General features: G+C 67.3%; 12 protein-coding genes and 3 rRNA genes. 10 read left to right on the top strand and 5 right to left on the bottom strand.

Annotated elements, in window-relative coordinates; genetic code table 11:
• The first annotated feature begins 97 nt into the window (after positions 1 to 97).
• The 4 genes from RNL97_RS12375 (at position 98) to rrf (ending at position 6960) form a co-directional block, all read left to right on the top strand.
• Positions 98 to 1105: a stage II sporulation protein M gene (locus RNL97_RS12375; RefSeq protein WP_313750696.1), complete on the top strand. Its 1008-nt coding sequence runs from the start codon at positions 98 to 100 to the stop codon at positions 1103 to 1105.
• Between the two features lie 705 nt (positions 1106 to 1810).
• A 16S ribosomal RNA gene (locus tag RNL97_RS12370) occupies positions 1811 to 3338 on the top strand.
• Between the two features lie 303 nt (positions 3339 to 3641).
• A 23S ribosomal RNA gene (locus tag RNL97_RS12365) occupies positions 3642 to 6765 on the top strand.
• 78 nt (positions 6766 to 6843) lie between these two features.
• A 5S ribosomal RNA gene (gene rrf, locus RNL97_RS12360) occupies positions 6844 to 6960 on the top strand.
• Together the 16S, 23S and 5S rRNA genes form the textbook arrangement of a ribosomal RNA operon.
• A gap of 114 nt (positions 6961 to 7074) precedes the next feature.
• Here rrf and RNL97_RS12355 read toward each other — a convergent pair.
• The 5 genes from RNL97_RS12355 to RNL97_RS12335 are packed head-to-tail and all read right to left on the bottom strand — an operon-like array spanning position 7075 to position 12573.
• Positions 7075 to 8388, bottom strand: coding sequence for a DUF58 domain-containing protein (locus RNL97_RS12355; protein WP_313750695.1), 1314 nt, complete (start codon positions 8386 to 8388; stop codon positions 7075 to 7077).
• 10 nt (positions 8389 to 8398) lie between these two features.
• A complete protein-coding gene (locus tag RNL97_RS12350) occupies positions 8399 to 9427 on the bottom strand; it encodes an AAA family ATPase (RefSeq protein WP_030592021.1) in 1029 nt (342 codons plus the stop codon).
• On the bottom strand, positions 9424 to 10674 hold the full coding sequence (locus RNL97_RS12345; RefSeq protein ID WP_243314155.1) for a DUF4350 domain-containing protein: 1251 nt from the start codon (positions 10672 to 10674) through the stop codon (positions 9424 to 9426). The genes RNL97_RS12350 and RNL97_RS12345 overlap by 4 nt, the downstream gene beginning before the upstream one ends.
• Complete coding sequence (locus tag RNL97_RS12340; RefSeq protein ID WP_243314154.1) at positions 10671 to 11360, bottom strand: DUF4129 domain-containing protein; 690 nt, start codon at positions 11358 to 11360, stop codon at positions 10671 to 10673. Before RNL97_RS12340 ends, RNL97_RS12345 begins: the two co-directional genes overlap by 4 nt.
• 4 nt (positions 11361 to 11364) lie before the next feature.
• Positions 11365 to 12573, bottom strand: a complete 1209-nt coding sequence (locus RNL97_RS12335; RefSeq protein WP_313750694.1) for a hypothetical protein — start codon at positions 12571 to 12573, stop codon at positions 11365 to 11367.
• 140 nt (positions 12574 to 12713) lie between these two features.
• Here RNL97_RS12335 and mtnA point away from each other — a divergent pair, with 140 nt between their 5' ends.
• From mtnA to hpf, 6 genes are all read left to right on the top strand, one after another.
• Positions 12714 to 13856, top strand: a complete 1143-nt coding sequence (gene mtnA / locus RNL97_RS12330) for an S-methyl-5-thioribose-1-phosphate isomerase (protein WP_030592007.1) — start codon at positions 12714 to 12716, stop codon at positions 13854 to 13856.
• A gap of 4 nt (positions 13857 to 13860) precedes the next feature.
• Positions 13861 to 14550 carry a two-component system response regulator MtrA gene (gene mtrA, locus RNL97_RS12325; protein ID WP_007448372.1) on the top strand — a complete coding sequence of 230 codons (690 nt, stop codon included), beginning with the start codon at positions 13861 to 13863 and terminating at the stop codon, positions 14548 to 14550.
• A 1-nt stretch (position 14551) separates the two neighbouring features.
• Complete coding sequence (gene mtrB / locus RNL97_RS12320; RefSeq protein ID WP_032766617.1) at positions 14552 to 16588, top strand: MtrAB system histidine kinase MtrB; 2037 nt, start codon at positions 14552 to 14554, stop codon at positions 16586 to 16588.
• 28 nt (positions 16589 to 16616) lie between these two features.
• On the top strand, positions 16617 to 18452 hold the full coding sequence (locus RNL97_RS12315; protein ID WP_313751620.1) for an LpqB family beta-propeller domain-containing protein: 1836 nt from the start codon (positions 16617 to 16619) through the stop codon (positions 18450 to 18452).
• Between the two features lie 116 nt (positions 18453 to 18568).
• Entirely contained in the window at positions 18569 to 19348 is a 780-nt protein-coding gene (locus RNL97_RS12310; protein ID WP_030591998.1) for a ComF family protein, read from the top strand.
• Positions 19349 to 19675: 327 nt separating this feature from the next.
• Positions 19676 to 20365 (top strand): ribosome hibernation-promoting factor, HPF/YfiA family, encoded by a 690-nt coding sequence (gene hpf / locus RNL97_RS12305; RefSeq protein ID WP_006124981.1) that lies wholly within the window; start codon positions 19676 to 19678, stop codon positions 20363 to 20365.
• Positions 20366 to 20410 lie beyond the last annotated feature (45 nt).

Here is a 20410-nt window from a genome sequence, read left to right as displayed (position 1 = left end):
TTCCCTGCCCCAGCCGGGCCCAGTCTGCCAAGCTGACCGCCAGCGCGCCGCAGCAGTACGGACCCGTACGCCCCTTCGCCTGGAGCAACAGACGCCCATGGACCTCGACGTCTTCGTCACCGCCCACCGCACGGAGTGGGACCGCCTGGAACACCTCCTGCGCCGAGGACGCCGCCTCACGGGTGCGGAAGCGGACGAACTGGTCGTCCTCTACCAGCGGACGGCGACGCACCTCTCGCTGATCCAGTCGAGCAGCTCGGACCCGCTCCTCACCGGACGCCTCACCCAGCTCGTGGCCCGCGCCCGGTCGACCGTGACGGGGACCCGCAAGGCCTCCTGGCGGGACGCGGCCCGGTTCCTCACCGCGGGGTTTCCGGCAGCGGTCTACCGCTCGCGCCACTGGTGGGTGCCCACCGCGGTGCTCTCGACCGCGGTGGCGGCACTGCTGGGATGGTGGATCGGTACGCACCCCGAAGTGCAGGCCGCGATCGCGGCACCGGAAGACCTCCGCGCGATGACCCGGCCGGGCGGGGAGTACGAGACCTACTACTCCAGCCATCCGGCGGCGTCGTTCGCGGCACAGGTATGGACGAACAACGCGCAGGCCGCGGCCCTGTGCCTGGTCCTGGGGGCGTTCCTCTGCATACCGGTGATCTGGATCCTCTTCCTCAACATGCTGAACCTCGGCGTCGGCATAGGCCTGATGTCCTCCGCGGGCCGGCTCGACGTCTTCCTCGGCCTCGTGCTGCCCCACGGTCTGCTCGAACTGACCGCGGTGTTCGTCGCAGCGGGCACGGGGCTACGCCTCGGCTGGGCGGTGATCGACCCGGGCCCCCTGTCACGCCGGACCGCTCTGGCCCAGCAGGGCCGCGCCGCACTGGGAATGGCCATCGGCCTGGCCCTGGTCCTGTTCGTCTCCGGGCTCATCGAGGGGTTCGTGACGCCGTCCGGCCTCCCGACCTGGGCCCGGATCACCATCGGCATCGGCGCTGAGCTGGCCTTTCTCGCGTACGTCTACATCCTCGGCGGCCGCGCGGCCCGCGCCGGCGACATGGGCGACCTCGCAGCGGTCGAACGCAGCGCCGAGCTTCCCACCGCAGCCTGACCACCGATGTGCTTTCACCCCTGCTGAGCTGCTAGTGTCCTCTTCGCCCACAAAACCCGTTGACACGGGAGACGTGGGGAGGTAGATTTAAACGGTTGCCTCGGGCTGGACAAGTTCGGGATGAGCGCATATTGTCTACTCCGCTCGTGCAGGGGTTCTTGTTAACTCCGCCGGGCCACATGATTCTCCTTTATTGAATCGCTCGGGTTGTTCTTTCGGCCCGCGAGATCCTGATAAAGTCGGATCCGCCGAAAGGCAAGGCCACTCCGCAGGCCGCCGGAATTCACATTCGGACCGGAAACGGAACGAAATGGAGTCTGGTAAAGTTGGAATCGCCGGAAAGGGAAAACGCGAAAGTGGAGAACCTGGAAAGCGAAACTGTACGGCCCGCTTCGACCGGGAATCGGACACGAAAGAGTCTGATAGAGTCGGAAACGCAAGAACGAAGGGAAGCGCCCGGAGGGCCCCGGTGATACGGGACCGAAGGAAGCGTCCGTTCCTTGAGAACTCAACAGCGTGCCAAAAGTCAACGCCAGATATGTTGATACCCCGGCCTGCTTCGGCAGGTTGGTGGTTCCTTTGAAAGTCCTACGGCCACCATGTGGTGGTGGTAGGCGATAACACAGCGAGGACGCTGTGAACAACGGGTCTTATTCCGACCGGTTGTTCCGCTCTCGTGTGTGTGCACCCGATTACGGGTAAACATTCACGGAGAGTTTGATCCTGGCTCAGGACGAACGCTGGCGGCGTGCTTAACACATGCAAGTCGAACGATGAAGCCGCTTCGGTGGTGGATTAGTGGCGAACGGGTGAGTAACACGTGGGCAATCTGCCCTTCACTCTGGGACAAGCCCTGGAAACGGGGTCTAATACCGGATAACACTCTGTCCCGCATGGGACGGGGTTGAAAGCTCCGGCGGTGAAGGATGAGCCCGCGGCCTATCAGCTTGTTGGTGGGGTAATGGCCTACCAAGGCGACGACGGGTAGCCGGCCTGAGAGGGCGACCGGCCACACTGGGACTGAGACACGGCCCAGACTCCTACGGGAGGCAGCAGTGGGGAATATTGCACAATGGGCGAAAGCCTGATGCAGCGACGCCGCGTGAGGGATGACGGCCTTCGGGTTGTAAACCTCTTTCAGCAGGGAAGAAGCGAAAGTGACGGTACCTGCAGAAGAAGCGCCGGCTAACTACGTGCCAGCAGCCGCGGTAATACGTAGGGCGCAAGCGTTGTCCGGAATTATTGGGCGTAAAGAGCTCGTAGGCGGCTTGTCACGTCGGATGTGAAAGCCCGGGGCTTAACCCCGGGTCTGCATTCGATACGGGCTAGCTAGAGTGTGGTAGGGGAGATCGGAATTCCTGGTGTAGCGGTGAAATGCGCAGATATCAGGAGGAACACCGGTGGCGAAGGCGGATCTCTGGGCCATTACTGACGCTGAGGAGCGAAAGCGTGGGGAGCGAACAGGATTAGATACCCTGGTAGTCCACGCCGTAAACGTTGGGAACTAGGTGTTGGCGACATTCCACGTCGTCGGTGCCGCAGCTAACGCATTAAGTTCCCCGCCTGGGGAGTACGGCCGCAAGGCTAAAACTCAAAGGAATTGACGGGGGCCCGCACAAGCAGCGGAGCATGTGGCTTAATTCGACGCAACGCGAAGAACCTTACCAAGGCTTGACATATACCGGAAAGCATCAGAGATGGTGCCCCCCTTGTGGTCGGTATACAGGTGGTGCATGGCTGTCGTCAGCTCGTGTCGTGAGATGTTGGGTTAAGTCCCGCAACGAGCGCAACCCTTGTTCTGTGTTGCCAGCATGCCCTTCGGGGTGATGGGGACTCACAGGAGACTGCCGGGGTCAACTCGGAGGAAGGTGGGGACGACGTCAAGTCATCATGCCCCTTATGTCTTGGGCTGCACACGTGCTACAATGGCCGGTACAATGAGCTGCGATGCCGTGAGGCGGAGCGAATCTCAAAAAGCCGGTCTCAGTTCGGATTGGGGTCTGCAACTCGACCCCATGAAGTCGGAGTTGCTAGTAATCGCAGATCAGCATTGCTGCGGTGAATACGTTCCCGGGCCTTGTACACACCGCCCGTCACGTCACGAAAGTCGGTAACACCCGAAGCCGGTGGCCCAACCCCTTGTGGGAGGGAGCTGTCGAAGGTGGGACTGGCGATTGGGACGAAGTCGTAACAAGGTAGCCGTACCGGAAGGTGCGGCTGGATCACCTCCTTTCTAAGGAGCATTTCTTACCAGGCTTCGGTTTGGTCAGAGGCCAGTACATCGGCGAATGTCCGGTGCTGGTTGCTCATGGGTGGAACGTTGACTATTCGGCACGATGAGCACGGTTTCGTGAGTACTGCTTCGGCGTGGAAAACGGGAACGGGTTGATTGTGTCGGGCACGTTGTTGGGTGTCTGAGGGTGCGGCCGTTATGGTTGTTCCTTCTGATCCGGCCCCAGTGAACTCATCCGTTGCGGGTGGGGTGGTGGGTGGCTGGTCGTTGTTTGAGAACTGCACAGTGGACGCGAGCATCTGTGGCCAAGTTTTTAAGGGCGCACGGTGGATGCCTTGGCACCAGGAACCGATGAAGGACGTGGGAGGCCACGATAGTCCCCGGGGAGCTGTCAACCAAGCTTTGATCCGGGGGTTTCCGAATGGGGAAACCCGGCAGTCGTCATGGGCTGTCACCCGCTGCTGAACACATAGGCAGTGTGGAGGGAACGAGGGGAAGTGAAACATCTCAGTACCCTCAGGAAGAGAAAACAACCGTGATTCCGGGAGTAGTGGCGAGCGAAACTGGATGAGGCCAAACCGTATGCGTGTGATACCCGGCAGGGGTTGCGCATGCGGGGTTGTGGGATCTCTCTTTTACGGTCTGCCGGCTGTGAGACGAGTCAGAAACCGTTGATGTAGGCGAAGGACATGCGAAAGGTCCGGCGTAGAGGGTAAGACCCCCGTAGCTGAAACATCAGCGGCTTGTTTGAGAGACACCCAAGTAGCACGGGGCCCGAGAAATCCCGTGTGAATCTGGCGGGACCACCCGCTAAGCCTAAATATTCCCTGGTGACCGATAGCGGATAGTACCGTGAGGGAATGGTGAAAAGTACCGCGGGAGCGGAGTGAAATAGTACCTGAAACCGTGTGCCTACAAGCCGTGGGAGCGTCGCTGTGTGTGCTTGCACATGCAGTCGTGACTGCGTGCCTTTTGAAGAATGAGCCTGCGAGTTAGCGGTGTGTAGCGAGGTTAACCCGTGTGGGGAAGCCGTAGCGAAAGCGAGTCCGAATAGGGCGTTTGAGTTGCACGCTCTAGACCCGAAGCGGAGTGATCTAGCCATGGGCAGGTTGAAGCGGAGGTAAGACTTCGTGGAGGACCGAACCCACCAGGGTTGAAAACCTGGGGGATGACCTGTGGTTAGGGGTGAAAGGCCAATCAAACTCCGTGATAGCTGGTTCTCCCCGAAATGCATTTAGGTGCAGCGTCGTGTGTTTCTTGCCGGAGGTAGAGCACTGGATAGGCGATGGGCCCTACCGGGTTACTGACCTTAGCCAAACTCCGAATGCCGGTAAGTGAGAGCGCGGCAGTGAGACTGTGGGGGATAAGCTCCATGGTCGAGAGGGAAACAGCCCAGAGCATCGACTAAGGCCCCTAAGCGTACGCTAAGTGGGAAAGGATGTGGAGTCGCAGAGACAACCAGGAGGTTGGCTTAGAAGCAGCCACCCTTGAAAGAGTGCGTAATAGCTCACTGGTCAAGTGATTCCGCGCCGACAATGTAGCGGGGCTCAAGCGTACCGCCGAAGTCGTGTCATTCACACATATAGGGCCAACGCCTGTGTGGATGGGTAGGGGAGCGTCGTGTGCCGGGTGAAGCAGCCGCGGAAGCGAGTTGTGGACGGTTCACGAGTGAGAATGCAGGCATGAGTAGCGATACACACGTGAGAAACGTGTGCGCCGATTGACTAAGGGTTCCTGGGTCAAGCTGATCTGCCCAGGGTAAGTCGGGACCTAAGGCGAGGCCGACAGGCGTAGTCGATGGACAACCGGTTGATATTCCGGTACCCGCTTTGAAACGCCCAGTACTGAATCAGGCGATGCTAAGTCCGTGAAGCCGGCCCGATCTCTTCGGAGTTGAGGGTAGTGGTGGAGCCGATGAACCAGACTTGTAGTAGGTAAGCGATGGGGTGACGCAGGAAGGTAGTCCAGCCCGGGCGGTGGTTGTCCCGGGGTAAGGGTGTAGGACGCACGGTAGGTAAATCCGTCGTGCATGAGTCTGAGACCTGATGCCGAGCCGATTGTGGTGAAGTGGATGATCCTATGCTGTCGAGAAAAGCCTCTAGCGAGTTTCATGGCGGCCCGTACCCTAAACCGACTCAGGTGGTCAGGTAGAGAATACCGAGGCGTTCGGGTGAACTATGGTTAAGGAACTCGGCAAAATGCCCCCGTAACTTCGGGAGAAGGGGGGCCATTCTTGGTGATCCGATTTACTCGGTGAGCTGGGGGTGGCCGCAGAGACCAGCGAGAAGCGACTGTTTACTAAAAACACAGGTCCGTGCGAAGCCGTAAGGCGATGTATACGGACTGACGCCTGCCCGGTGCTGGAACGTTAAGGGGACCGGTTAGCTGCTCTTCGGGGTGGCGAAGCTGAGAACTTAAGCGCCAGTAAACGGCGGTGGTAACTATAACCATCCTAAGGTAGCGAAATTCCTTGTCGGGTAAGTTCCGACCTGCACGAATGGCGTAACGACTTCTCGACTGTCTCAACCATAGGCCCGGTGAAATTGCACTACGAGTAAAGATGCTCGTTTCGCGCAGCAGGACGGAAAGACCCCGGGACCTTTACTATAGTTTGATATTGGTGTTCGGTTCGGCTTGTGTAGGATAGGTGGGAGACTGTGAAGCGGCCACGCCAGTGGTTGTGGAGTCGCCGTTGAAATACCACTCTGGTCGTGCTGGATGTCTAACCTGGGTCCGTGATCCGGATCAGGGACAGTGTCTGATGGGTAGTTTAACTGGGGCGGTTGCCTCCTAAAGAGTAACGGAGGCGCCCAAAGGTTCCCTCAGCCTGGTTGGTAATCAGGTGTTGAGTGTAAGTGCACAAGGGAGCTTGACTGTGAGACCGACGGGTCGAGCAGGGACGAAAGTCGGGACTAGTGATCCGGCAGTGGCTTGTGGAAGCGCTGTCGCTCAACGGATAAAAGGTACCCCGGGGATAACAGGCTGATCTTCCCCAAGAGTCCATATCGACGGGATGGTTTGGCACCTCGATGTCGGCTCGTCGCATCCTGGGGCTGGAGTCGGTCCCAAGGGTTGGGCTGTTCGCCCATTAAAGCGGTACGCGAGCTGGGTTTAGAACGTCGTGAGACAGTTCGGTCCCTATCCGCTGTGCGCGTAGGAATATTGAGAAGGGCTGTCCCTAGTACGAGAGGACCGGGACGGACGAACCTCTGGTGTGCCAGTTGTCCTGCCAAGGGCATGGCTGGTTGGCTACGTTCGGAAAGGATAACCGCTGAAAGCATCTAAGCGGGAAGCCTGCTTCGAGATGAGTATTCCCACCCTCTTGAGGGGTTAAGGCTCCCAGTAGACGACTGGGTTGATAGGCCAGATGTGGAAGCCCGGTAACGGGTGGAGCTGACTGGTACTAATAGGCCGAGGGCTTGTCCTCAGTTGCTCGCGTCCACTGTGTTAGTTCTGAAATAACGAACAGCCGTGTTGTTGCCCGGTGTTCAAATTTTCATAGTGTTTCGGTGGTCATTGCGTTAGGGAAACGCCCGGTTACATTCCGAACCCGGAAGCTAAGCCTTTCAGCGCCGATGGTACTGCAGGGGGGACCCTGTGGGAGAGTAGGACGCCGCCGAACAATCTTTCCGGGGAAGCCCCGCACCTTTTGGTGCGGGGCTTTTCTGCGTTCCGGGCCCGGGCCCGCAGCCCACCCACCTCTCTCTGGGCCGGCCAGCAGGTTTCTCCAGGCCACTCAGAGACGACCTGAGGCCTTCAGCGCCAAGTACGTATCGGCCAGCGCGGGAGCGAGATTGTCCGGGGTGGCGTCCACGACGACGACGCCATGGCGCCGAAGCCTGTCCGCCGTGCGGCGGCGGTCAGCCTGGGCCTGGCCGGCGGCTGCCGCGTCGTACGCCGAGTCCACTGTTCCCCGTGCGTGGGACATTTCCTCGATCCGAGGGTCGGAGACCGCAGCCACGACAACGGTGTGGCGCTGGGTGAGCTGGGGGAGCACCGGGAGAAGCCCCTCCTCGATGGGGGCGGCCTCCAGCGTCGTGAGGAGAACGATCAGCGAACCGCGCGGGGCGTCCGTGAGAGCGGCATTGCTCAGGCCGCGGGCGTCCGTCTCGATGAGCTCGGGTTCCAGCGTCGCCAGCGTGTTGATGACGCTGGCCAGGACATTGCCCGAGGCCGTTCGGCCTTGGACGCGGGCTCGGACCTGGCGGTCGTAGGCGAGCAGGCTGACACGGTCGCCCGCCCGCAGGGCGAGCGCGGTGAGGAGGAGCGTGGCGTCCATGGAGGCATCCAGGCGGGGAACATCACCGACTCGCCCCGCCGACGTACGTCCGGTGTCGAGGACGATCAGGATGTGCCGGTCGCGCTCCGGGCGCCATGTCCGGACCGCTACGGCTGACTGGCGTGCGGTGGCCCGCCAGTCGATGGAGCGGGTGTCGTCCCCCGGTACGTAGGCCCGCAGACTGTCGAACTCCGTGCCTTCACCCCGTGTCAGAACGCTGGTGCGACCGTCCAGTTCCCGGAGCCGGGCGAGCCGGGAGGGCAGGTGCTTGCGGCTGGTGAACGGCGGCAGGACCCGCACGGTCCAAGGGGCTCGGTGCTGCCCCTGGCGTGCGGCCAGGCCCAGCGGGCCGTACGAGCGGACCGTGATGCGTTCCGCCTGCCGGTCGCCACGACGCGTGGGGCGCAGAACGGTGACCATGCGCCGCTGTTCGCCGCCGGGGACCGTCAGCGTGTGACGGGAAGCGCGGCGTTCGGTGCCCGATGCCCAGCTGCTGGGGGGCCAGGCGTCCCGCAGCTGGGCGCGCAGACGCCGACGCGAGGTATTGGTCACCGTCAGTTGCACCTCGGCCGCGTCACCGAGTCGAACAGTTGTATCCCCGGATCGGGTGAATCGAAGCGTGCGCACTGGCGCGGCCAGGGCGTAGTCGCACAGAATTGCCAGGGAGAGCGGTGCGTTGACCGCCAGCATCCCGGTCCAGCTAGGGGCAAGGATGCCTACGGGGAGTGACCCCAGGGCGGTCAGCAGCGCGGTACGTCCGGTGAGGGCCATGGTTACCGCCTCATCGGGGTACGGGGACGTGGGCGAGCACTGAGGCGATGACGGAGTCGGGAGTGACTCCCTCCATTTCCGCCTCGGGCCGCAGTTGGATGCGATGACGGAGCGTGGGGAGCGCCAGGGCCTTCACATCGTCCGGGATGACATAGTCCCGGCCGGTCAGCCAGGCCCAGGCGCGTGCGGTCGACAGCAGTGCGGTGGTACCTCGGGGGGAGACTCCGAGGGCGAGCGAGGGGGAATCGCGCGTGGCACGGCAGATATCCACGACATAGCCGGCGATCTCGGGGGAGACGGTCGTCTTCGCGACGGCTTCGCGTGCAGCTTCCAGGTCGGCGGGTCCGGCGACGGGCTCTATCCCGGCGGCCTTCAGGTCGCGGGGGTTGAAGCCCTCGGCGTGACGGGTGAGGACGTCGATCTCGTCCTGTCGCGAGGGCAGCGGAACCGTCAGTTTGAGCAGGAAGCGGTCCAGTTGGGCTTCAGGGAGGGGGTAGGTGCCTTCGTACTCGACGGGGTTCTGCGTCGCGGCGACGAGGAACGGCTCGGGCAGTGGACGCGGCGTTCCATCGACGGTGACCTGCCGTTCCTCCATCGCCTCGAGAAGGGACGACTGGGTCTTGGGAGGGGTGCGGTTGATCTCATCGGCGATCAGCAGGTTGGTGAAGACCGGGCCGGGTTGGAAGGAGAACTCGGCGGTGCGTGCGTCGTAGACCAGTGAACCCGTGACATCGCTGGGCATCAGGTCGGCGGTGAACTGGACGCGTTTGGTGTCGAGTTCGAGGGAGGCGGCGAGTGCGCGGACCAGGAGGGTCTTGGCCACGCCGGGCACACCTTCGAGGAGTACGTGACCACGGCAGAGCAGCGCGACGACGAGTCCCGTGACAGCGGGGTCCTGCCCGACCACGGCCTTGGCGATCTCGGAGCGCAGAGCCTCCAAGGAGGCGCGGGCGCTGTCGGACGGCTCCGGTTCCGTGGGCAGCACGGGGGCTGCGGCGGGCGCCGTGGGCTCGGCCGGCTCGGGGGTCGGGGCGCTCATGAAGTGCGTACCTCTCTTTCGAGGGCGTCGAGTTGATCTGCGAGGAGGACCAGGGCGGCGTCGGTGGAGGGAGCCGTACCGAAGAGCAGGGTGCTCAGGTCGCGGTCCGGGGCGGTGACGCGTGCGGACACGGCGGGGAGCAGGACATCGTGGGTGTGCGCGTCACGGGCGGGCACACCGGCGAGCGGAGCGAGTCGTGTGCGGCTGGCGGCTCGGAGGGCCTCGGCGGCCCGGTCGCGGGCGTTGGCCTTGCGGTAGAGGAGGGAGCGGCCCTCGGCGGATTCGGATGCGCGGATGGCCACCGGCAGCCGTTCTGTCACCAGGGGGCCGAGTCGGCGGGCGCGCCAGACGGCGGCAAGGACGGCGGCGAGGGCGAGTTGAAGCGTTCCCCACAGCCAGCCGGAGGGGACGAGGTCGAGGAAGCTGCTCTCGTCGGCCGAGTCGTTCCTCGCTCCGCCCTCCGACTGTTCCTTGTCCCCGTCGCCGGGGGCGCCGTCATCGGTTGTTGCGGACGGATCGGTGAGAGAGGGGAGGTACCAGACGAGATGGGGACGGGAACCGAGGAGTTGCAGGGCGAGCGAGGCGTTGCCCTGCTTGTCGAGACGTTCGTTGGTGAGGATGCCGGGGGAGCCGAGGACGACGGTGTCGCCGCCCGCACCGGTCGGGAGGACGACCAGGCTTGGGAGGCCTGCGCTCGGGTAGCAGGCGACGGCGGTGGGGTCCTGCGTCGTGTAGCGGGTGCCGCCCATGTCCGCTGTGCCGGCCCGCCGGGCGGCGGGGAGCTCGCACGCCGGGGCGAGAGCACTGACGGCCTGGTGCGACTCGGCGCGGATGCCGGGGGCGAGCCGGGGCGTGGCCCCAGGCCCCGGGGCGACCAGCAGGGTGCGTCCCGCGGAGGCGGAGGTCGCTTCGACCAGTTGGAGCTGCTGGGATCGGGTCAGAAGGTTGGGGCCGGTGACCAGGAGGGTGGTGTCGGGCCCGGTCGCCGCGGTGGCCTCGTCGAGAGTGGTGGCGACGGTGACGGATACACCGTGTGCCTTGAGGAGTTCGGCAACGGCACGGCTGCCCTTGGGGTCCGCGGAACGGGGGTCGAGCTGGCCGTGGTTCGTGCCGGAGCGTACGGCGGCGAACGTGATACCGGCGACGACGAGGATGAGGACGACGGCCAGGATGCCTCGGGCGCGGGTCCAGACCTGGCCTGGGGAGGGCGCGGTCGAGGTGGGCGAAGCGGTGGTCGTCGCGGTCATCCGGTGGCTCCTCGGGAGGATCCGGGCAGCAGCGGCTTCGCCTCGTCGAGTTCGAGGTCGAGGGTGCGCAGGGACAGGTATGCCGACTGGTCCGCGGTGCGGCCCCCGTATGTCACGTCGTCGAAGCTCCGGGCGGCGGCGCGCAGCCTGGCGGTGTGCTCGGGGAGGGTGCGGCCCGCTTCGGCCGCGGCTTCGTCCGCGGTGCGGCCGGGGCGGGGGTCGAGCAGGGCGCGCTCCTCCAGCGACCGGACGACGGCGCGCATGCGTTCCTGGACGGCTTCGGTCCAGCGCAGGGCCGCGGCGTGTGCTTCGGCGGCGGCGCGGTGCTGGGCCGCGCTGCGGGGGCCTGTGCTGTCGAAGAGCGCGTCCGTGCTCCGGGAGGAGCGCTGCGGGGTGCCGAGCCGCCACCAGAGGGCGGCGGCGAGACCGATGAGGATGACGACCAGGACGGCGAGTCCGGCCGGGCCGCCGGGGGCGGCCCCCGCGGCGGCGTCGAACACTCCGGCGACCCAGTCCCAGAACTGGTTCAGGGCGCGCTGGAGGAAGTTCGGGTCGTTCTCGTGGTACATCGGCTTGGACAGTTCGCTCTCGGCCGCCTCCCGTGCGGGGAGACGTGGCGTGTCGACGGGTATGTCGCCCGCTGCGATGTCCTGCCGTGCAGTGGTGATGCCCCCCGCCCCCGACACCGCATCAGCTCCTGGGTGTGTTGTCGCCGTAGCCGGGCAGGCCGGCGGCCCGTGCGAGGTCGAGGTCCAGGGCTTCGCGGCGGATGCGCTGGTCCACGTAGAGGAGGGCCATCACACCAGCGACGAAGGGGTAGATCAACGTCGAGACGATCACTTCGCCGATGCCGGTGACGATCAGGAAGGGCCAGCCGACGGAGGGGGCGGTACCGCCGAAGAGGTCGCTGACCTCGGTTCCGTCGGCGATCACCGCGATGATGCCGAACGGAATGGAGACGAGGAACGTCAGCAGGAAGGTCAGCAGGTAGGTCAGGGCGAGGATCCCGAAGGTGCGCCACCAGGCGCCCCGGACCAGCTTCGCCGACCTGCGCAGCGCGGCGACGATGCTCTGCCGTTCCAGCATCAGTGCGGGGGCGGCGAGCGCGAAGCTGACGTTCAGCCAGAGCATCACGACGCAGGCGGCGGCGAAGCCGAGGAAGGCGAGGGCCGCGCCGGCCTCCGAGCCGAGCAACAGGCCGGGGCCGATGCCCACGGCCATGACGGAGGCCATGATCACGGCGACCAGCACGGTCAGCCCGAGCAGGGGGAGGACGCGGGGGCGGGCTTCGGCCCAGGAGTCGGCGAGCGTGGTGCGGCGGCCCAGCACGGAGCGGCTGATGATCACGGTGACGACCGACGCCGTGAAGAGCGTGGCGATCATCGAGAGGAGGGAGACCGGAGCCAGGGAGAACAGCGTCGACCGGGCCGAGTCGGCGGTCTGGCGCAGGGCCTCGGCGCCGGTGGCGTTCGGGTCGATGGAGGTCGGTTCCGGCAGCAGGTAGCGCTGCATGAGGATGACGGCGATCTGGGTGGCCACCGAGACCGTGAGGCTGAAGCCGAGTGCGGTACGCCAGTGGGCGCGCAGGGCGGACACCGAGCCGTCGAGGATCTCGCCGAGGCTCAGCGGGCGCAGCGGGATGACACCGGGCTTCGCGGCCGGGGGCGGTCCTGCCCAGCCCTGTCGCTGCGGGCCGCCGCCCCAGCCGGGTGCGGGCGGCCGGGTTCCGGCGCCGCCGGGGTTGCTCGGTGGGGACCACTGCCCGGGGGGCGGCTGCTCGGGGGACCACTGTCCCGTCGGGCCGCTTCCGTCCTGCGGGTCGGAGGGGCGGGGGATCGCCTTCTCCTTGCCGTCGGAGGGGGCAGATCCGGGCGACGCCCAGCCCGGAGAGTCGTTCATTCTCGCTCCTTCACCGTCCTGACCGCTCATCGGCGCGGCAGGTTGGCAGCCATCGTGCCACGCGCCGGTTCGGGGCGGACCGGCCGCTCCTTCCCGTTCGCACCTTCATATCCGGGTGGCTCTCCGGGCAGACTGGACAGATGGCTGATCAGGACGCGCAATCATCGGTGGGCTTCGAGCCTCCCGCGCTTTCCGTACTCCGCTGGGACGAGCCTCCGGAAGGCCCCGTGCTGGTGCTTCTCGACCAGACGCGGCTGCCCGCCGAGGAGGTCGAGCTGGTGTGCACCGATGTGCCCGCGCTGGTGCGGGCGATCCAGACGCTGGCGGTGCGCGGGGCTCCGTTGCTCGGGATCGCCGGGGGGTACGGGGTGGCGCTCGCGGCGGCGAGGGGCTTCGACGTCGCGGAGGCGGCGGGACTGCTGGAGGGGGCGCGGCCCACCGCGGTGAACCTCGGCTACGGCGTGCGGCGGGTGGCGGCGGCCTACTGGGCGGCCTCCGGGAAGGGCGAGGGCGACCAGGCGGCCGCCGCGGCCGCACTGGCCGAGGCGCGGGCACTGCACCGGGAGGATGCCCAGGCCAGCAGGCGTATGGCCGAGTGCGGCGAGGCGCTGCTGGAGGAGCTGTTGCCGGGCCGGGCGTATCAGCTGCTGACCCACTGCAATACCGGGGCGCTGGTCTCGGGGGGTGAGGGGACGGCGCTCGCGGTGGCGCTGCGGGTGCACCGACAGGGGCGGCTGCGGCGGCTGTGGGTGGACGAGACCCGGCCGCTGCTCCAGGGGGCGCGGCTGACCGCGTACGAGGCGGCGAGGAACGGGCTGGCGTACAGCCTGCTCACGGACAACGCGGCGGGTTCCCTGTTCGCGGCGGGGGAGGTCGACGCGGTGCTCATAGGCGCCGACCGCATCGCCGCGGACGGCTCGGTGGCCAACAAGGTGGGGAGCTACCCGCTGGCCGTGCTCGCGAAGTACCACCACGTGCCCTTCATCGTGGTGGCGCCGACGACGACCGTGGATCTGGAGACCCCGGACGGCGCATCGATCATCGTCGAGCAGCGCTCCGGGAAGGAAGTGACGGAGCTCACATCGCCGCAGGGTGTATCGGACGGCGGCGGAGGCGGAATCGTCGTCGCACCCCTCGGAGCCCCGGCGTACAACCCGGCCTTCGACGTCACACCGCCGGAACTGATCACGGCGATCGTCACCGAGGAGGGCGCGATTTCCCCGGTCACGGGGGTCGGTCTGGCCGAGCTGTGTGCCAGGTCATCGCAGGTAACGATTAGCTAATGGGATGATGTCGATTATGAAGGGACGCGTCCTTGTCGTCGACGACGACACCGCACTGGCCGAGATGCTCGGGATTGTGCTGCGTGGAGAAGGTTTCGAGCCGTCGTTCGTAGCGGACGGCGACAAGGCACTGGCCGCATTTCGTGAGGCCAAGCCGGACCTGGTGCTGCTCGATCTCATGCTGCCCGGTAGGGACGGCATCGAGGTGTGCAGGCTGATCAGGGCCGAGTCCGGTGTGCCGATCGTCATGCTCACTGCCAAGAGCGACACCGTCGATGTCGTGGTCGGCCTGGAATCCGGGGCCGACGACTACATCGTCAAGCCGTTCAAACCTAAGGAGTTGGTGGCCCGGATCAGGGCACGTCTGCGGCGGTCCGAAGAGCCCGCGCCGGAGCAGCTGACCATCGGTGACCTGGTCATCGACGTGGCCGGCCACTCCGTGAAGCGGGAGGGGCAGTCGATCGCCCTGACTCCGCTGGAGTTCGACCTGCTGGTCGCGCTCGCCCGCAAGCCGTGGCAGGTCTTCACCCGTGAGGTCCTGCTGGAGCAGGTGTGGGGTTACCGCCACGCGGCCGACACCCGCCTGGTGAATGTTCATGTCCAGCGTCTGCGTTCCAAGGTCGAGAAGGACCCGGAACGGCCGGAGATCGTGGTGACGGTCCGAGGCGTCGGCTACAAGGCCGGACCGAGCTGAGATGGCCCGAGGCAGTGCTGCTCCGCGGCCCGGCGAGCCGGGAGTCCGTACGGAGCGGGCTGCCGACTCGGGTCGGAAGGCGTCACGTATGAGCCGTTTCCTGCAGGGCGGCCGGTTGTTCGAGGACCGGACGCCCGGCGGGCCCGTACCGCGGTTGCTGATGCGGTGGGTACGCCGTCCGTTGCTGCCCGCCGTCCGGTTGTGGCGGCGCAACCTGCAGCTCCGCGTCGTCGCGGGCACCCTCCTGATGTCGCTCGGGGTCGTGCTGCTGCTCGGCTTCGTCGTCATCGGCCAGGTGCGCAACGGCCTGCTCGACGCCAAGGGCAAGGCCGCCCAGACCCAGGCCGCCGGCGGTTTCGCCGCGGCCCAGGAGAAGGCGAACGCCCCCCTCGCCCCCGGCGGGCAGGGGAGCGAGGGCGCCGACGGCATGACCGGCAGCACCTCGTGGCGCACCGAGCTCGTCGACCAGCTCGCCAGCGGCGGCAAGAACGCCTTCAACGTGGTGGCGCTCAGCGTGGACTCGGTCACCGAGGGGGCGAGCAGCCGTGCCGCCCGCGGTTCCGGCAGCGTCGAGGCGTCCAGCGTGCCCGAGCGTCTGCGGCAGAACGTGAGCAAGGGGCAGGGCGCCTACCAGACGTACTCCCTGATCCAGTATTCGTACGGCAACGAGTCGCAACCGGGGCTCGTCGTCGGCAAGCGGCTCTACGACATCGATCAGCAGCCCTACGAGCTGTACTACCTCTTCCCGCTCACGCAGGAGGAGAAGTCCCTGTCCCTGGTCAAGACGACCCTGGCGACCGCCGGACTGTTCGTCGTCGTGCTGCTCGGGGCCATCGCCTGGTTCGTGGTGCGGCAGGTCGTCACCCCGGTGCGGATGGCGGCCGGTATCGCCGAGCGGCTCTCCGCCGGCAAGCTCCAGGAACGGATGAAGGTCACCGGTGAGGACGACATCGCCCGGCTCGGCGAGGCCTTCAACAAGATGGCCCAGAACCTCCAGCTGAAGATCCAGCAGCTGGAGGAGCTCTCCCGGATGCAGCGGCGCTTCGTCTCCGACGTCTCGCACGAGCTGCGGACCCCCCTCACCACCGTGCGGATGGCCGCCGATGTCATCCACGAGGCCCGCGCCGACTTCGACCCCGTCACCGCACGCTCCGCCGAACTGCTGGGCGACCAGCTCGACCGGTTCGAGTCGCTGCTCGCCGATCTGCTGGAGATCAGCCGCTTCGACGCGGGCGCCGCGGCCCTGGAGGCCGAGCCGATAGACCTGCGGACCGTGGTGCACCGGGTGATCGGCGGCGCCGAGCCGCTCGCCGAGCGCAAGGGCAGCCGGATCATCGTCGTCGGCGACGATCAGCCGGTCATCGCCGAGGCCGATGCCCGCCGCGTCGAACGCGTCCTGCGCAACCTCGTGGTCAACGCCGTCGAGCACGGCGAGGGCCGGGACGTCGTGGTGCGGATGGGGGTGGCACAGGGCGCGGTCGCCGTGGCCGTCCGGGACTACGGGGTCGGGCTCAAGCCCGGCGAGGCGACCCGCGTCTTCAACCGGTTCTGGCGTGCCGACCCGGCGCGCGCCCGGACGACCGGTGGGACCGGCCTCGGCCTCTCCATCGCGGTCGAGGACGCCCGGCTGCACGGCGGCTGGCTCCAGGCCTGGGGCGAGCCCGGCGGCGGCTCCCAGTTCCGGCTGACCCTGCCGCGTACGGCGGACGAGCCCCTGCGCGGTTCGCCGATACCGCTGGAGCCCGAGGACTCGCGGCGCAACCGGGAGAACCGGGAGCGCGACGAGGCCGGGCCGGGGACGCCGGGCGACCACCGCCTGACGTCCGTGCCGCCCCAGCCCGGAGGGGGCGGCCGTTCGCCGCTGCCCGTGCCCGGTCGCGGCCCCGCCGTCCGTAACGGCGCGCCCTCGTCGGTGCACCCCGCCGCGCTGCCCGGCAACGGGGCACGCGTCGTGGCGCGCCAGACCCCGGAGCGTCCCGGTGGCGTGGGCAACGGCGTACAGCATTCCGACCAGGAGGACACCACTCGTGGGTACTGACCGCCGTCCGGGCGGCCATGGGCGGGCGGTGCGGATATCCGCACTGCTCGGTTGCGGCGTCGCCGTGCTGGCCGGCTGCGGCTCGATGCCGGTGACCGGGGACGTCAAGGCGGTCGACGCCTCGCAGCCCGGGGACTCCCAGGTGCAGGTGTACGCGGTGGCGCCCCGGGAAGGCGCCCCGCCCAGCGAGATCGTCGACGGCTTCCTGGAGTCGATGACCAGTGACGATCCCGCCTTCGCGACCACCCGGAAGTACCTGAGCGCGGACGCCCGGCGCACCTGGCAGCCGGGCGGTACCACCACGGTGCTGGCCCAGGCCCCCAACCGCGGCGGCCCCCTCCTCCACGACGAGGACAACCGCGCCACCCGGGACCGGGAGACGACCTACACGCTGACCGGCGAGAAGGTCGCGACGGTCGACGCCCAGAGCTCCTACCAGCCGCTCGCGCCCACCTCCTACGCCCAGACCCTGCACCTGGTGCTGGAACAGGTGGCGGAGGGGAAGAAGGAGTGGCGCATCGACGTCGTGCCGGACGGCCTGGTCCTCGGACAGTCCGACTTCAAGCGGCTCTACCGCTCCGTGAACAAGTACTACTACGCCACCGGGGGCACGAACGGCCGGTCGACGCTCGTCGCCGACCCCGTCTACGTACGCAACCGCACGGATCCCGTCACGCGCATGGACACCGTGGCGCAGACCGTCAGGACGCTGTTGGCCGGGCCGACGAACTGGCTGCGTCCCGTGGTCGATTCCCGGTTCCCGACGGGGACCGCCCTGCGCAAGGGCGTCACCGCGCTGGCACCGGACGATCAGAACGTCCTGAAGGTGCCGCTCAACCAGAAGGCCGACACGGCGGGCCGGAGCGCCTGCCGGATGATGGCCGCCCAGGTGCTGTTCACGCTCCGGGACCTGACCTCGGCGCGGGTCGAGCGGGTGGAGCTGGAGGGCGGCGAGGGCAGGCTCTGCGCGCTGGACGCCGACGACGCGCCGGAGTTCTCCGCCGACCGTGGCTCCGAAGGGGACGACAGCCAGTACTTCATCAACGACAAGGGACAGGTGGAGCGGGTCCTCGGCGCCAGCGGCGACACCGGGACGACGGAGCCCGTGACCGGACCGCTGGGAGCGGGCGTTGTCCCGATGGGATCCGTCGGAGTGGCCCGGGACGAGGAGCGGGCCGCCGCGGTCTCCTCCTCCGGGCAGTACCTCTACGTGTCCTCCCTGGAGACGGAGGGCGACCTGGACGAGCCCCTCGTCACCAGCAGGGCGAAGAAGGCCGCCGACCGGCTGTCGTCGCCGAGCTGGGACGGCCGCGGCGACCTGTGGGTCGCCGACCGTGATCCGGCAGGACCCAGGCTGCTGCGGCTGGCCGGGGGCACGGGCGAGCCGCAGGAGGTTCGGGTGCCCGGCCTCGACGGTGCCCGGATCGAGGAGCTCCGGATGTCCGCGGACGGGGTGCGGATCGCGCTGCTGCTGACGAAGGACGGCCGTACCACGCTGAACATCGGCCGGGTCGAGCGGCGGGGGTCCTCCGTGGCGCCCGAGATCTCGGTCGAGGATCTGCGTCAGGCCGCACCGCAGCTCGCGGACGTTTCGGCCATCTCCTGGTCGGGACGCAGCCGTCTGGTGGTGGTCGGCAAGGAGGAGGGCGGCGTTCAGCAGGTGCGTTATGTGCAGGCTGACGGGTCCACGTCGGCCTCCGCGGCGCTTCCCGGGGTGAACCAGGTCCAGTCGGTCGCCGCGGCGGACGACGAACAGCTTCCGCTGATGGCGGAGACCGTCGGCGACGGCATCGTGAAGCTCTCGCCGGGGGACAACTGGCAGACGGTCCTCAAGAAGGGCAAGGCGTTGGTCTACCCCGGCTGATCGGGAGCCGGTGGGTCTCCACGCGGGATCCCGGGTCGGAGCATCGGCTCCCCGGCCGGTTTCCGGGGTTTTCCACAGGGGTGGTCCGGTACCGGTGGGCGCGGCACAGTGAGGTCGTGCGGAACGTGTGGCAGGAGCTGTCCGGTCTGCTTCTGCCGGTGGCCTGCGCCGGCTGCGGCAGACCGCGCACCGAGCTGTGCGCGGCCTGCGGGGCCGCGCTGTTCGGCGGGCCCGCCCGCCGGGTCCGCCCCTCGCCCGGGCCGCCGGGACTTCCGGCGGTATACGCGGCCGCGCCGTACGAGAACGCCGTACGCGCGGTTCTGCTGGCCCACAAGGAGCGCGGTGCACTCGGGTTGGCGGGGGCGCTCGGACGGGCCCTGGCGGGTTGTGTACGGGCCGGGACGGGGCAGCTGGGCAGGGCGGCGACGCTCGGCGGGGCAGGGTCCCTGCGGGCTGCGGCGCCCCTGCTGCTGGTCCCTGTGCCCTCCGCGCGTTCCGCGACCGCTGCGCGTGGCCATGATCCGGTGCGCAGGATCGCCGTCACGGCCGCGCGGGAGCTGCGGCGCGCGGCTCTGCCGGCCCGGGTGCTTCCGGTGCTCCGGCAGCGGCGCGCGGTCGCCGACCAGTCAGGGCTCGGGGCGCGGCAGCGGCGGGCGAACCTGGCCGGCGCGCTGGAGCTCACGGCAGTGGGAGAGCGCCTCCTCCGGCGCGGACTCCTCCGTCACGACCGGGTGATCCTGGTCGACGATCTGTTGACGACGGGATCGACGCTGGCGGAAGCGGCACGGGCCGTCGACGAAGGGCGCGGCGGCGATCGCGAGCCCTCCGTGCACGGAGGGCTCCGGGCGGCTGTCGTCGCAGCTTCTCCCTCCGCCTTCGAAATAAACCGGAACTGACCGATTACCTGCATCGTTGCAGGTAATGAGAGGTCAAGACCCCCTGAATGGAGGTACGTGCCAGTAGCGGGTGCCGAGACCCTGGTGTGCAGGCTATGTTCGGTTGTGAGGAACGGTGAATGCCGCACCTCGATGAATGCGCCATCAGGTTTCGGGCAGGTAACTCACCGGTAGGAGAAGCACGCAAAGTCGGTGGGGTTGCGATCCCTCCGGCAGGGGAGGAGGAGGCGAAAGCCACCGAGTCCGAGGCCCTGGGGAACGCCGGGGCCTGGTGCAAAAGGGAGATGCCCCGCCACGGAGCGGGGCGATCCGGGAACGGAGTTCTGCGTGGACATCGTCGTCAAGGGCCGCAAGACCGAGGTGCCCGAGCGGTTCCGCAAGCACGTGGCCGAGAAGCTGAAGCTGGACAAGATCCAGAAGTTCGACGGCAAGGTGATCAGCCTCGACGTCGAGGTGTCCAAGGAGCCGAATCCCCGTCAGGCCGACCGTTCCGACCGGGTGGAGATCACGCTCCGCTCCCGGGGGCCGGTCATCCGGGCGGAAGCGGCGGCGGGCGACCCTTACGCAGCGCTCGACCTGGCCACCGGAAAGCTGGAGGCCCGGCTGCGCAAGCAGCACGACAAGCGCTACAGCCGCCGTGGCAACGGCCGTCTGTCGGCTGCCGAGGTCGGGGACGTCGTCCCCGGCGTAGCTTCGTTCGACGAGGACGGTGAGCTGGTCGGCGACCAGTCGCCGGCGCCCGTCCCCACCACGAAGATCGGCTCGCTCGAAGTGCAGGGCGAAGGGCCTCTCGTGATGCGCGAGAAGACCCACACCGCCGCACCCATGTCGCTCGACCAGGCGCTCTACGAGATGGAACTGGTCGGCCACGACTTCTATTTGTTCGTCGACTCCGAGACGAAGGAGCCCAGCGTCGTCTACCGGCGACACGCCTACGACTACGGCGTCATCCACCTGAGGACCGACCCGCTCGCCGCGGACGAGGCAGGCGGCGCGGGCGGTGCGCTCGGCGGCTGAGGCAACATCACGCGGGTGCCCCCGGGGCGTTTTCACGCCACCGGG

The organism is Streptomyces parvus (assembly GCF_032121415.1).
In the GTDB taxonomy this organism is placed as follows: domain Bacteria; phylum Actinomycetota; class Actinomycetes; order Streptomycetales; family Streptomycetaceae; genus Streptomyces; species Streptomyces globisporus_A.
Note: the sequence above shows the minus strand (reverse complement) of the source record. Positions and strands in the feature narration are given on the sequence as shown.